General features: G+C 55.8%; 18 protein-coding genes and 1 riboswitch. Of the genes, 11 read left to right on the forward strand and 7 right to left on the reverse strand.

The genetic code is table 11. The annotated features are described in order from the left end of the window. Positions 1–66: 66 nt before the first annotated feature. The 5 genes from ABIE64_RS01580 to ABIE64_RS01600 all read right to left on the reverse strand — a co-directional run bounded on the left by ABIE64_RS01580 (position 67) and on the right by ABIE64_RS01600 (position 1,752). Positions 67–279 (reverse strand): helix-turn-helix domain-containing protein, encoded by a 213-nt coding sequence (locus tag ABIE64_RS01580; protein ID WP_063093489.1) that lies wholly within the window; start codon positions 277–279, stop codon positions 67–69. Beyond that, positions 279–818, reverse strand: a complete 540-nt coding sequence (locus ABIE64_RS01585) for a DUF2975 domain-containing protein (RefSeq protein ID WP_354376454.1) — start codon at positions 816–818, stop codon at positions 279–281. Before ABIE64_RS01585 ends, ABIE64_RS01580 begins: the two co-directional genes overlap by 1 nt. Before the next feature lie 55 nt (positions 819–873). Next, positions 874–1,134 carry a hypothetical protein gene (locus ABIE64_RS01590; RefSeq protein ID WP_354376455.1) on the reverse strand — a complete coding sequence of 87 codons (261 nt, stop codon included), beginning with the start codon at positions 1,132–1,134 and terminating at the stop codon, positions 874–876. Beyond that, positions 1,101–1,373, reverse strand: coding sequence for a hypothetical protein (locus ABIE64_RS01595; RefSeq protein ID WP_354376456.1), 273 nt, complete (start codon positions 1,371–1,373; stop codon positions 1,101–1,103). Before ABIE64_RS01595 ends, ABIE64_RS01590 begins: the two co-directional genes overlap by 34 nt. A 115-nt stretch (positions 1,374–1,488) precedes the next feature. Continuing rightward, the gene (locus tag ABIE64_RS01600) at positions 1,489–1,752 is read right to left on the reverse strand and encodes a hypothetical protein (RefSeq protein WP_007090804.1); all 264 of its coding nucleotides are present in this window, start codon (positions 1,750–1,752) and stop codon (positions 1,489–1,491) included. A 133-nt stretch (positions 1,753–1,885) separates the two neighbouring features. On the opposite strand from ABIE64_RS01600, the gene ABIE64_RS01605 reads away from it, so the two are divergent. The 4 genes from ABIE64_RS01605 (at position 1,886) to ABIE64_RS01620 (ending at position 4,174) form a co-directional block, all read left to right on the forward strand. Further along, positions 1,886–2,350: an ArsR/SmtB family transcription factor gene (locus tag ABIE64_RS01605; protein ID WP_354376457.1), complete on the forward strand. Its 465-nt coding sequence runs from the start codon at positions 1,886–1,888 to the stop codon at positions 2,348–2,350. A gap of 119 nt (positions 2,351–2,469) precedes the next feature. Further along, positions 2,470–2,683, forward strand: a riboswitch (cobalamin riboswitch). A gap of 32 nt (positions 2,684–2,715) precedes the next feature. Then, a complete protein-coding gene (locus ABIE64_RS01610) occupies positions 2,716–2,889 on the forward strand; it encodes a CbtB domain-containing protein (RefSeq protein ID WP_007090806.1) in 174 nt (57 codons plus the stop codon). Between the two features lie 3 nt (positions 2,890–2,892). Continuing rightward, positions 2,893–3,576, forward strand: coding sequence for a CbtA family protein (locus ABIE64_RS01615; RefSeq protein ID WP_037992379.1), 684 nt, complete (start codon positions 2,893–2,895; stop codon positions 3,574–3,576). Between the two features lie 73 nt (positions 3,577–3,649). After that, on the forward strand, positions 3,650–4,174 hold the full coding sequence (locus tag ABIE64_RS01620) for a hypothetical protein (RefSeq protein ID WP_354376458.1): 525 nt from the start codon (positions 3,650–3,652) through the stop codon (positions 4,172–4,174). Here the strand turns inward: ABIE64_RS01620 and ABIE64_RS01625 are convergent, their stop codons facing one another. Continuing rightward, positions 4,175–4,546 (reverse strand): DUF1636 family protein, encoded by a 372-nt coding sequence (locus ABIE64_RS01625; RefSeq protein ID WP_354376459.1) that lies wholly within the window; start codon positions 4,544–4,546, stop codon positions 4,175–4,177. Between the two features lie 199 nt (positions 4,547–4,745). Here ABIE64_RS01625 and ABIE64_RS01630 point away from each other — a divergent pair, with 199 nt between their 5' ends. From ABIE64_RS01630 to ABIE64_RS01660, 7 genes are all read left to right on the forward strand, one after another. Beyond that, positions 4,746–7,169, forward strand: a complete 2,424-nt coding sequence (locus ABIE64_RS01630) for a heavy metal translocating P-type ATPase (protein ID WP_354376460.1) — start codon at positions 4,746–4,748, stop codon at positions 7,167–7,169. A gap of 397 nt (positions 7,170–7,566) precedes the next feature. Next, entirely contained in the window at positions 7,567–8,403 is an 837-nt protein-coding gene (locus tag ABIE64_RS01635) for a transporter substrate-binding protein (RefSeq protein ID WP_007090811.1), read from the forward strand. 26 nt (positions 8,404–8,429) lie between these two features. Further along, complete coding sequence (locus ABIE64_RS01640) at positions 8,430–9,092, forward strand: amino acid ABC transporter permease (protein WP_354376461.1); 663 nt, start codon at positions 8,430–8,432, stop codon at positions 9,090–9,092. A gap of 11 nt (positions 9,093–9,103) precedes the next feature. Continuing rightward, complete coding sequence (locus ABIE64_RS01645) at positions 9,104–9,763, forward strand: amino acid ABC transporter permease (RefSeq protein ID WP_354376462.1); 660 nt, start codon at positions 9,104–9,106, stop codon at positions 9,761–9,763. Between the two features lie 10 nt (positions 9,764–9,773). Continuing rightward, positions 9,774–10,538: an amino acid ABC transporter ATP-binding protein gene (locus ABIE64_RS01650; protein WP_007090814.1), complete on the forward strand. Its 765-nt coding sequence runs from the start codon at positions 9,774–9,776 to the stop codon at positions 10,536–10,538. Positions 10,539–10,559: 21 nt separating this feature from the next. After that, on the forward strand, positions 10,560–10,946 hold the full coding sequence (locus ABIE64_RS01655) for a RidA family protein (RefSeq protein ID WP_007090815.1): 387 nt from the start codon (positions 10,560–10,562) through the stop codon (positions 10,944–10,946). A gap of 43 nt (positions 10,947–10,989) precedes the next feature. Next, positions 10,990–11,748, forward strand: a complete 759-nt coding sequence (locus ABIE64_RS01660; RefSeq protein WP_007090816.1) for an IclR family transcriptional regulator — start codon at positions 10,990–10,992, stop codon at positions 11,746–11,748. 407 nt (positions 11,749–12,155) lie between these two features. Here ABIE64_RS01660 and ABIE64_RS01665 read toward each other — a convergent pair whose 3' ends face one another. Further along, entirely contained in the window at positions 12,156–13,295 is a 1,140-nt protein-coding gene (locus ABIE64_RS01665) for a DUF1513 domain-containing protein (RefSeq protein ID WP_354376463.1), read from the reverse strand. Between the last annotated feature and the right edge of the window lie 16 nt (positions 13,296–13,311).

The raw sequence follows: 13,311 nt of genomic DNA on the forward strand, positions 1-13,311 counted from the left end.
ACAGGCTGCTTGGTTTCTTATGAAGGACGGCCCCCTGTTAACCGGGCCCGTCATGATCACAAGAGCTTACAGGTCGTCGGCAACGAATTCCAGAAGATCACCGGGTTGGCAATCAAGTTCCCGACAAATCGCGGCAAGCGTTTCAAACCTGACCCCGCGCACCTTGCCTGATTTCAGAAGCGACAGGTTCTGTTCGCTAACGCCGATCCGCGCAGCGAGGTCCTTGGATTTCATCTTTCGCAGGGCAAGCATCACGTCAAGCCGGACAATGATCGCCATCAGACGAAGCTCCTGTTTTCGTCTTCGATACGGGTGGCTTCACCCAGTACCCATGCAATCACCAGAAGCAGCCCACCCAGAAACAGCGTGCTGGCTTCGGCATTGCTCAGCCCGATCGACAGTACCCGTTCGCCTTCTGGCCGGGTTATGGTTGCCAGCACGGATGTCAGAGCGCCTGAAATCGGCTTGATCAGGGTCTGTGCCATAAGGGCCACGGAAAATGCTTTCAGATGGGCAATTGGGGCAGGCTGGAAAATATGGTTTTCGGCAAAAGACAGGAACATCTTGCGCAACCGCCAAAGCCCATAGGCCATAACAAGTGTCGGCAGCATCATCGATGCCATCACGGCATATTTCTGCCATCCGGAAAGGGCGCGCAATTCTTCAATGCTGATGGTCATCTGGCTGGCGCTGGTATCAATCCAGCCATCCACATGCCATATCAGCGGCACGAGACAGATTTCGAAAACAACGCCGATAAGGCATACCCAGCCAAGAATGCGGCTGACGGTGCGGACATTTTTCAAGGTATCGACCATGACGGGGCTCCATCCAGAAGCATTCGGGTGACGCTTAAATAACGAATCGAATTTATTAATTAAAATAAAACATGAATTTTTTATCGAGATGAGTCAATTCGGATTTTTGCCCGTAACCGGTTTTGATCCGTTGCAGGGCGGTGGTCGGCCAAAATGCAGACAAAAAAATGCAGCCGGGGCGGTTGAAACACCCGGCTGCAGAAGGAATGGCGGGGAGGGGAGGAAAACCCGCCAGGGAAGAGAGGGAGACGAAAAAGTCTGGCTGCTTCCAGCGCGGCGTCGTTAATGCCGTTTGGAAGAGATCATCGCGTCCCACGCACCTTGCAAACGTTGTTTGGCTTCACGAAAACGCTGCAGGCATTCTTGCGGGATATCACCGCTATGATCCTTGATCTCGCCCCAGGCGGCATCCATGTCATCCCACGCCTGAACAACCTCGCTTGGCAATTGTTCAAGCCCGGCTTCGGATTCCTTGCAATGGGCTGTAAGGCCGAATTCCCAATCCTTGAATTCCTGATGGAGCTTGGCGTGCTCCGGAAGGGGACGGGCTGTCATGGGAGCCTCCTTTTGCTTTTCCAGACAATTTCAATCTGGCGCGTAATCATGTCATCGATTTGCAATGAAAAGGCGATTTTGGGGCATTCTCTATAAAGGGCATAAAACCGGCAATTTACCTGCCAATCATATCGTTCCATGCTTTTTCAAGATTTGCGGTCGCCTTGTGGAACTGCTCTGCGGTGGCGTTGCTTGCGGCATCGCCTTCGGCCTTAAGCTTTTCCCATGCCTCATTCATCTCGTTATAGGGGCCGGTTACCTCTTTGGGCAGATTTCCGACCTGCATGTCGTTTTTCGCGCAGTAACCGGCAACATTCCGTTCCCAGCTGTCGTGGGACTGGCGCAGATTAAAAATGTCGAGTGCTGTTTGCTCTTGCATCGGTGTGTCTCCTTGTTCTGGTGGGCACTTTCGATGATGTGTCATACCTGTAACGTTCCCTGCGTGGCGGAGTTCCATGCACGCAAACATCAAGTCCCCTTGCCAAGCGATGCAGGGCGTGGAAAATAGGGGCATGTCACAAAGCAAAGCAAAATCCCGTAAAGTCGAAGTCACACCGGCCCGCCCGGTCGTGGTCAGCGCCAATAATGATGGTGACGGTTGTCATGAATGCGATACCGCCGCACGTCTTGGCCTTTCCACCGAACAGGGGGAAGCCGTAACGCGTGATGCGTCGCGCGCCACCGGTCATAACCTGTCGCTGCCCGATATCGAGGCGGCGGCGAAAATCTTTGCGCTTTTGGGGGATGCCGGGCGGTTGCAGCTTGTTCTGCGCTGCATGGAAAAACCGCAAACCGTTGGTGAACTGGCCGAGGCATCGGGCATGTCGCAGTCGCTTACCAGCCATCATCTGCGTCAGTTGCGCGATCAGCGCATTCTGGCGTCCGAGCGCAACGGGCGTCATATCTTCTATCAGATTGATGACGAACATATTTCCCGTGTTGTTCGAGATGTCTTTGCCCACGTCACACACGACTAAGCCACCCCCGCACTGATCTTTGCGGGCATTCCAGTCGCATATCGACAATCGGGCGAATATGTTCGGCAAATGATCACCCGGCCTGCGTGGTTTTCACATTGCACTTGCGCAAAATTACCGTCATAAACGGATGGCTTGGTTTTTCCCGCTCTGCTCGGGGTTGGGAAACGAAGAGGGAATTTGGAAAGCCGTCTGTTTGACGGTCAAAGCCAAAGCCGCCCCCGCGACTGTATGCGACGAGTGCCCGCCATCATACCACTTGCGAAAGCAGGGAAGGTCGGCGACGCATGAAGACCCGCAAGCCAGGAGACCTGCCAGGCATGGACCCGAACCGACTGTCGGGTGTGACAGCAAAGGAGATTTCTATGACCACGCAGACCGCGGCATTTGCCGTTTCGAAAAAATCCGTTCTTCTGCCGATCCTTGCCTGTGCCGTTTTCGGCATGGCGATTGTCTTTGTGACCGGCCACGTTCAGGCGGACCTGCTTCATGATGCGGCACACGATGTGCGCCACGCGACCGGCTTTCCCTGCCACTAAGTCATGTTCACACGCATAGTAACCAGCGCGTTGTTCGCTGGTGCTGCAGCGGGGCTTATTGCGGCCCTGCTACAGCTGTATTTTGTGCAGCCCGTTTTGCTGCATGCGGAGCTGTATGAAACCGGTGCCCTTGTGCATTTCGGCGGTGACGCGGTTAGCGCGCATCAGGATGTCGGCGGGATTGATCCGCTGCGTGACGGGCTAAGCATCCTGTTCACCATGCTGGTCTATACCGGCTATGCACTGATCCTGATCGCGGCCATGGCCTTTGCCGAAAATCGTGGTCATGTGGTGACGGCGCGCAATGGCATCATCTGGGGCATTGCAGGGTTTGTCATCGTGCATTTCGCACCGGGCTTCACCTTGGCGCCAGAGGTGCCCGGTGTTGCTGCGGCCGATGTCTATGAACGGCAAATCTGGTGGTTTGCGACGGTGGCAACCGCGGCACTTGCGGTTTGGCTGATCGCCTTTGGCCGGAACTGGCTGGCGTGGGGGGCGGCGGTTGTTCTGCTTCTGGCGCCCCATGTTATCGGTGCGCCGGAACCCGATCAGTTCAGCGGTCCCGTGCCGACCGAACTCGGCGCGCTGTTTGCTGCGCGTGCCTTTGGTATCGGGGCGGTGGCCTGGGTGTTGACCGGGCTGTTTGCCGGGCATTTCTGGCGGCGTGAAGCCGACCGGGAAGCGTAAAACGCAATCACATTGATCAGGCGCGGTATATTCCGCGCCTGTTTTCTTTCATTGATTTGCCTGGATAAACGTAATGCCACGTTCACTTGCTCTTTTCGGGATCGGGCTTGTTTTTGGCGGCGGGATTGGCTTTCTGGTGGCGGCGGGCAATGGCATCACCCTTGATGGTCATGACCATTCCGATCCGCGCGCGCATGGGGAAAGTGCCCATGGTGATACGCATGACACGATGAATGTCAACGGTGCCCATGCCAGCCATGATGCCGTCATTTCACTGCCCGATGCCGTTGATGCGCCAAGGCTTGATGTTGCCATTGCGCCCGATCCGGTCAGTGGCTGGAACCTGCATCTCTTGGTCCAGAATTTCCGTTTTGCCCCCGAACATGCCAGCAGTCCCCATATCCCGGGCGAGGGGCATGCTCATGTCTATGTTAACGGCACCAAGATCGCCCGCCTGTATGGCCCGTGGCTTCATATCGCAGACCTTCCAGCGGGTGATAACGAGGTTATCGTGACCCTTACGGCTAATGACCATAGCCAGCTTGCCGTTGGCGATAAGCCGCTGCGTCAGGCCATGACTGTTTCGGTTGCACCATAATCACAGGGCCGGGATACGGGCCTTAAGGCAAAATCGAAGACGTCCGCAGCCGCGTGCGTCTTCGATCCATCCATCCGGGGCGTTCAGATATTCCCGGCAGGTGGCAATGATATCGTCAATATCACGATGTGCCGATAATCCGGCAAAAAGATAACTTGCCCGCCCGGTTCCCTGAAGTGCAACCGATGTCGGGTCGCTGCATGATCCCATGCAGTCAACCTGCGTGATTTCAAACGTTTCGGGCAATTCCGCCTGATCAAGTGCCGTGCCTAACTGCCGCGCAAAACCATCCGCATCGACAAAATCCACCTTTGAGGCCGGATCAGCATCGGGTGCTGGTTGGCAGGTTTTGCAAATGACAATACGGGGCATCTGGCGGTTGGCCTTGGTTCTTAAATCGGGTGGTCACTATGGCCGCAGTGCTGGCGTAATTCATCAACTTTTTCGGGGCGTCGGGCATTGTGTGTGATAACATTCAAATCATGGTTTGAATGTTCTTGACTCCACAACATATGAATTGTTATTTGAATATAACGCATGAATGTAAATTTGAATGTTGGCGAGGTCCAGAATGTCCGTCATCGCAAAATGGGATCAGTTCCCGGCCATTGGAAATTGTGAAAGCTGCAAGTCATCGCTGATTGCGGCTTTGAACGACGCCGTGCCGGGGCAAAGCTTTATTGCTGCCGCCGATGGCCTGCACGCGCAATCCGAACTGAGTGGCAGGGAACAGGGCACGGTTGATGATGTGCTGGACCGCCATCGTGATGGCGTTTCGCATCGTCATTGGTCCGTGTCGGGCATGGATTGCGGGTCCTGTGTGGCGAAAATCGAAACCGCGCTTTCCAAACGTGAGGGCGTGCAATGTGTCGATGTGTCGATGATGCGTGAAACGGTGACGCTGGGCCTTCGCGACGACAGTGCCGAAACGCGTTCCGATATCAGCACCATGCTGACCAAACTGGGTTATCCGGCAAAGGAAAAGGTAATTCCGGGGGCGGGGAAATCATCCGAAGCCGCTTGCTGCGCTGGCGGCTCCTGTGGCTCTGCCAATCCGGCTGCGACGGATAATGCCGCGTCGCAAGATATCGATGCGAATGACAAATCCCTGCTGCGCAAACTGGCCCCCTGGCCGGAAGCCGGGGACGAAATTGCATGGGCGGCGGTCTGGCTTGTGCTGGGCGGGCTGGTTGACTGGCTGGTTCCGGTCACCGATGCTTATGCCATGTCCATTGCCTCGATCATCGCGGCATTGCCGGTGATGAAATCGGCATTCCGTCTGGCCGCAAGCGGGGCGTTCTTTTCCATCGAACTATTGATGAGTGTCGCGGTGCTTGGCGCGGTCGCGATTGGCGAAAGCCTTGAGGCCGGGATGGTTGTTCTGCTGTTTGCGATTGGCGAAAGCCTCGAGGGTGTCGCCGCAGGCCGTGCGCGCAGCGGTGTCAAATCGCTGATGAAACTGGCCCCGGAGACTGCGCGGCGGGTTTCACCATCTGGTGGCGGCTTTGATACGGTTGCACCCTCGGTGCTTGCGCTTGACGACATCGTTGAAGTCCGCCCCGGCGAACGCATCCCGGCGGATGGTATCCTGACTGTCGGCTCGGCTGAAATCGATAACAGCCACCTGACCGGGGAATCCGTTCCGGTTGCCTCCGAGCCGGGGGACGAGGTTTTTGCCGGTGCCATTGTTACCGACCGACCGGTGCACCTGCGTGTGGCCCGGGGGGCCGGGCAAACCATGCTGGATCGCGTGATCGATCTGGTCGAACAAAGCGAAAAGCACAAGGCACCGGTCGAGCGCTTCGTTGCCAAATTCGCCCGTATCTATACGCCAATCATCATGGCGCTTGCGGCCCTTACGGTCGTTGTTCCACCGGTTCTGTTCGGGCAAGGCTGGGAAGAATGGATCTATCGCGGGCTGGCCCTGCTTCTGATCGGCTGCCCCTGTGCCTTGGTGATCTCCACACCGGCGGCGGTGACATCGGCCCTTGCCCGTGCATCCAGGATCGGCCTGCTGGTTAAAGGCGGTGCAGCACTTGAGGCCATCGGGGCCGTACGCACCATGGCGTTTGATAAAACTGGCACGCTGACCGAAGGCAAGCCGAAGCTGACGGCAATGATGTCGGTGGATGATATGTACGAGGACCGGCTGCTTGCCATTGCCGCCGCCCTTGAAACCGTGACCTCCCACCCGCTGGCAAAGGCGGTGGTCAATGCGGCGACGGACAAGAAACTTGATCTGCCGGAAATCACCGATGCGCGAACCATCGCCGGTGCCGGGGTCGAAGCCCGGATTGATGGCACGCTTTATCGTGTCGGGGCGGCCAAACGCCTTGATATCAAACCGGCTGCCGAAGTTGCCGACTGGCTCGCCGCACAGGAAGACGCCGGTAGCACGGCCGTTGTCGTCCTGCGTGATGGCGATGTCATTGGCGCGCTTGCGTTGCGCGATATCGCACGCGCCGATGCAAAGGATGCACTTGGCAAACTGAACACTTTGGGTATCAGTCCCGTGATGCTGACCGGCGATGCCGAACGTGTCGCCAAACGTATGGCTGGTGAACTTGGCATTGATTACCGGGCGCAGCTTCTGCCCGAAGACAAGCTGAACGTGCTGGCCGAATTGCGCAATGATCCGGTGCGAAAGGGGCCGATTGCCATGGTGGGCGACGGCATCAATGATGCCCCGGCGCTGAAATCGGCCGATGTTGGCATCGCAATTGGCGGGGGTACGGATATTGCGCTTGAGGCCGCCGATGCGGTGGCGGTCAAGGACCGGCTTTCGGATGTCGTTAATCTGGTGAAACTGTCCCGAACCACACGTCGCGTGATCCGCGAAAACATCGCACTGGCACTGGGGCTCAAGGCCGTCTTTCTGGTCACCAGTATCACCGGTCTGACGGGACTTTGGCTGGCGGTGATGGCCGATACCGGCGCAACCGTTCTGGTGACGCTTAACAGTCTTCGTCTGCTGATCGCGCTGCGCAACCGCTGATCCCTCAGCCGGGCAAGCTACTCCAGAAAATTATCGAAAGTCGGCCGCTATTGCATCTCGTGATAGCGGCCGATTTCTTTTTGCTACCTTCCATGCCGCGACTCCCGATCTGCCCTGTGTGCGTGACCTTCATTTTGCGCAGAAATATGCGGAAAACGGCCTGTTTTTACAGGACGTGCAGGTCATGGCATCCACGAAAATCCCCTGACCGGAGGGTCCGGGCAACAAAATCACTACACTTAGAAAACCAAGGGAAACTGCGGGTTTCGCAAAAGCGAATTGACATGGCTAGATTTTGGTTTCAAGTTAAATCCGTAATAACGATATTAATTCCGGTATAACGGAAAAACCGGGACTCATCAAAAACGGTTGGCTCTTTTCATCAGCGGAGACAAACATGACCTTCTTAAAGACAATCGCAGTCGCGGCTCTTATGACCGCAACTGCCGGATCGGCCATTGCACAGGAAGCCAGCAAGCTCCAGCAGGTCCTTGACCGCGGTTACCTGATTTTGGGGACCGGCTCCACCAACCCGCCATGGCACTTCATTGACTCGGATAACAAGCTCAAGGGCTTTGACGTTGATATGGGCCGCCTTGTTGCCAAGGCCCTGTTTGGCGATCCCGACAAGATTGAATATGTCCAGCAGTCCGGCGATGCCCGCATTCCGAACCTTGTGACCGACAAGGTCGATCTGGCCTGCCAGTTCATGACGGTGACCGCCGAACGCGCCCAGCAGATCGAATTCACGATCCCCTATTACCGTGAAGGCGTTGGTCTGTTGCAGATGGAAGGTGGCGACTACGCCGATTACGAAGCGCTCAAGGCTGCCGGGTCCGACGTCACCGTTGCCGTTCTTCAGAACGTCTATGCCGAGGAAATGGTTCACGCCGCCCTGCCAGAGGCAGAAGTTGACCAGTATGACAGCGTGGATCTGATGTATCAGGCGCTTAATTCCGGGCGTGCCGATGCCGCCGCAACCGATCAGTCGGCACTGCGCTGGTTCATGGTCAAAAACCCGGGCCGTTATCATGACGCCGGATATGGCTGGAACCCGCAAAGCTATTCCTGTGGTGTAAAGCCCGGCGATCAGCGTTGGCTGAACTTTGTAAACACGGTTCTGCACGAAGGCATGACCGGTGTTGAATTCCCGTTCTACGCCGACAGTTTCAAAACCTGGTTTGGTACCGAACTGTCGGTGCCGCAGATCGGCTTCCCCGTCGAATACAAATAACCCAGCAGCATCCGGGAAGAACCGCTTTGAACTACGATTTCAATTTCAGCGTCATCTGGCGCAATTGGGAACTGCTGGCGCAAGGGCTTGGCCTTGGCTTGTCCCTTGCCCTTGTTTCGATTGCAATCGGTTGCGGGATCGGACTTCTGGCGGCTTTCGGGATGCTGTCCCGTCATCGGGTTTTACGCTGGATCGCAGTGGCTTATGTCTCTGCGATCCGCAATACTCCGATCCTTGTTCTGATCCTGTTTTGCTATTTCGCATTGCCTCAGCTTGGCATTGCGCTTGATAAAATACCGTCCTTCATTTTCACGCTGTCGATTTATGCCGGTGCCTATCTGGCCGAAGTTTTCCGTTCGGGCCTTGTGGCATTGCCAAAGGGCCTGCGCGAAGCCGGGCTTGCCATCGGTCTGACGGAACTGAAAATCAAAATCCACATCATCATTCCGGTGATGTTGCGCAATGTGTTGCCGTCGCTTTCGAACAATTTCATTTCGCTGTTCAAGGACACGTCGCTTGCGGCCGCCATCGCGGTTCCCGAACTGACGTTTTATGCGCGCAAGATCAATGTCGAAAGCTTCCGTGTGATTGAAACATGGATGGTTGCGTCACTGATTTACGTGGTGGCCTGCTATGTCATCGCGTGGTTCCTGCGCCAGCTTGAACAACGACTTGCGGTTCCGCGCTGAAAGGCTTTCACATGAATTTTTCTCCTTTCCTGACAGAATTGTGGAACGCCCGGATGAACCTGTTGGCCGGGCTTGGCGATACGGTTCTCATTTCCGTCGCGTCCGTGCTGCTTGGAACGTTCCTTGGCGTTTTCGTCGGTCTGGCGATGACATATGGCAACAAGCCGACCCGGTTCGGGGTGCGCGTCTATATCGACTTCCTGCGCGGAACTCCGGTCTTCGTTCTGATTCTTGCCTGTTTTTATATTCTTTCTGTTGTTGGCCTGGATCTCAGTGCGTTTCAGGCTGGTGTGCTTGCGCTGACGATGTTCTGTTCGTCGCATGTTGGTGAAATTGTCCGTGGTGCGCTAAAGGCGATCCCGGCCGGGCAGACCGAAGCCGCCAAATCAATCGGGCTGACTTTCGGGCAGACCTTTGCCTATGTCCTGCTGCCCCAGGCCCTACGTCAGATATTGCCAACCTGGGTCAATACCGCGACCGAAATCGTCAAGGCATCGACGCTGCTTTCGATCATTGGTGTGGTTGAATTGCTGCTGGCAACCCAGCAGGTCATTTCGCGGACCTATCTCAGCCTCGAATTCTATCTGTTCGTGGGTTTCGTCTATTTCATTCTGAACTTCCTGATCGAACAGGCCGGCCGTGCTGTCGAACGCCGCATCTCGATCCCATAATGAGGCAGCCATGTCCCCCATTCTGACAATTACCGACCTTCACAAAAGCTTTGGCGATCTCGAAGTCCTCAAGGGCATCGATATGACCATGCAAAAGGGTGATGTCGTCTCGCTGATCGGATCATCGGGTTCGGGCAAGACAACCCTGTTGCGCTGCGTGAACCTGCTTGAAGATTTCGAACGCGGTTCCATCGAACTGGACGGCGAAGCCATCGGCTACAGACACGAAGGTGGTGAGCGTCGCCGTCTTTCCGAACGTCATATTGCGCGTCAACGCGCCATGACCGGCATGGCGTTTCAGCAGTTCAACCTGTTCCCGCATATGACCGCCATTCGCAATGTCATGCTGGGTCTGACCAAGACCAAGAAAATGGCAAAGGACGAAGCCTATGCCATTGCCGAAAAATGGCTTGAACGGGTCGGCATGATTGAACGGCGCGATCATTTCCCCGGTCAGTTGTCCGGCGGACAGCAGCAGCGTGTCGCGATTGCGCGCGCGATTGCGATGAACCCGCGCATCATGCTGTTTGACGAAGTGACATCCGCCCTTGATCCGGAACTGGTCAAGGAAGTTCTGGCCGTTGTCCGCGATCTTGCCGATGACGGCATGACCATGCTGCTTGTCACCCATGAAATGCGCTTTGCCCGCGATGTTTCAAGCAAGGTCGTGTTCATGCATCACGGCCGTATCCACGAAGAAGGTCCCCCCGAACAGATTTTCGGCGCGCCGGAAACAGACCGGTTGCGGGGCTTTCTTGCAAATTCTGAAATGTGATTGAAGACCAGGAGATATTGAATGACCATCAAAAGACACGGTGTCGGTGAAGCAAAAGGCAATGGTCAGAAGGCACTGCCTTTTGCAAAGGCTACGGAAGCTGACGGATGGCTTTACGTGTCCGGACAAACGCCGATGCGTGATGGCGAAGTCGTTGGAAACGGGATTGTCGAACAGTCCCGCATTGCTATCGAAAACATGCTGAAAATCGTCGAGGATGCCGGGTATGGCGCAAGCGATATCATGCGCATCGGCGTCTGGCTTGATGATGCGCGCGATTTCTGGAGCTTCAACGGCGTCTTTCAGGAATATTTCGGAGACCATCCGCCTGCGCGCGCTTGCGTTCAGTCTTCAATGGTGGTGGATTGCAAGGTCGAGGTCGACTGCATTGCCTTTCGCAAGGCATAAGAACCTCTATCCAAAGAACTGATCGCCAGCGAAGAGGGGACTTATGAAAGAAGGGCAAATACGGAAACGGGCGCGCGGCATTGATCGGGCGTTTGATATTCTTGATCATTTGCGCTCTGTCAAAGTCTCGCAACGGCCTGCCGAGATCGCTCAGGCGCTCGGCGCGCCGACCTCTACGATCTATGATCTGATCAGCGTTCTACTGGAACATGGCATGCTCGAGGTCACCGATGCCAACGGATCGGTGTTCCTTGGGCGTCGTGTCTATTTCCTTGGGCTGGCCTATCGCGAATATTTCGATCTGACCCGCGAAGCCGGTGTCGTGCTGGATGAAATCACCGCCACGACCAAGGAAACATCGCAGTTCTGCATGCTGGACGGCAATAAATACACCGTCGCCCTTCAACGCGAAGGCAGCCGTCCGTTCCGCATCAGTGCAAATGTTGGCGAACGCACCCCGATCCCGTGGACGGCATCGGGTCGGCTGTTGCTGGGCCATTTTTCCGATGATGAAATCCGCGATCTGATTCCGGCAAACGATTTTGTTCTGCCCGATGGCAGCCATACCGATTTTGATGCCTATATCGCCGAAATCCGGCAGGCGGCAAAAGACGGATTCTTTTCCTTTGATAGCATCGTTGACACCTTCACCCATTGCTTCGCCGCCCCGATCCGCGATCAGAACGGCGTCTGTGTTGCAACGGTATGTATTGTCGCGCCAAAGGATGATGCCCGCAAAAACTATGCGCAGTATCGCGACGCACTGAAATCCGCTGGCGATAAACTATCCCACAGCGTCTGATTACTTATCCGTCCGCACACAATATCTTTGCGTGGAAGAATGCCGGTTTCTTTGTGCTGAAAAGAGAAAGCGGCGGTTATCGTTTCCCGCATCGATAACCACCGCTGTTCCACCTTGAGAGGCCTGCGGGGAGAGAGACCCGCAGGTGAGAGACAAGCCTTTTGGGGACAAGTGCGAATGGGTTGCATTCGCGGGCTGTGTCGAGACCCCTTATAGGTCAGGAAAAATGACTGCGCAAGTGAAAATCGTTCGCATTTGCATAAAATTTTTGGTTGAGAGATTTAGGGTGTTTATATCCCGACTAAAATGGTTGGTTAATGCCGCGGTTTTCTGCGGATTTCAGGCCGAAAATGCCAAAAAGGCCGCACGATCTGTGCGGCCTTTCAGGTCGGGTTAAATGACGATATCTAGATGGAAATACGCCGCAGATGATTGTCCCAATGAAGCGATTTAAGCGAATCGTCGGGTAATTCGACGCGTTTTCGGCGAATCGCATCCATGCGCCATCCGGTACCAAGGCCGCTGGTGCCAACGAACTGACCCGCAACATCTGTCGCGGCAAGCCCGCAGCCATCCGGGGCGGCGATATGGGTCAGGAAGCCCGATGTTTTGGCATCCCAGAATGTGATCAATCCGCCGCGTGGGCAGGAAATGCCAAATACCTGTCCCGATGCGTCAAAGCGCACCGATCCGCAATATTGCCGCATGCGCAGCTGGACATTGTCCGGGGCCTCGATCGGGCGGATTTCGCTACCCGGCTGCCACAACCCGACCAGCGGCACCTGATCGGTCAGTTCCCCCTGATACTGGAAGCCCGCCGCAATTGTCCCATTGGATGCGACATCAAGATGGCGGATGGATAATTGATGCCAGTCGGCTTTGAGGGCCGCCTGATGGATCAGCTTGCCGGTATGCCGATCAATGATCGACAGGTTCGGTTCCATACTGTCGATATTAAGGGCTGTGCGTCCGTCAAAGTCCGGATGGGTGTGCAAGCCACCATTGGCGATCACAAGGCTTTCACCGTCCGGCATCAGGTGCAATTCGTGCGGGCCGGTGCCAAAACTGTCAAATTCGGCAATGCGGCGATACCCGTCTTCGGCATCCCAGACGGAAACAACCCCGCGGGCATGGTTGAAATCATTCTCGGTGATATAAAGGAACCGGCCATCATTGGAATAAACCGCGTGGCCATAAAACCGGCGGTCTTCCGGGCAATGCAGTTTGGCGCGGACCTCGCCGCTATGGCGATCAAGGATCAGGCCATAGAGACCCGGTCGGCGTTCAACTGCGGCCACATCGACATGGTTTGGGCGCAGGCCAAGGTCGTGACCCCGGCCGGGCAGGGCCTGTTCGAACAGGATTTTGCCATTGGCGTTGAACGCGCTGACGTAAAAGTCATCATGATCCCCGGCACTTGCGGAAATATAATGTGCCCGGTCTTCCATCGCGGGGGCGCTCGCCGCACGCCCAATGCCAACCGGCAACAGGGTAAAGGCCCCGCCAACACCCATGAGTTTCAAAAACTCGCGTCGTTGATGTTTCACTTTTTGAACTCCTGTT

Source organism: Thalassospira sp. MBR-102 (genome assembly GCF_040549275.1).
Lineage (GTDB): Bacteria > Pseudomonadota > Alphaproteobacteria > Rhodospirillales > Thalassospiraceae > Thalassospira > Thalassospira xiamenensis.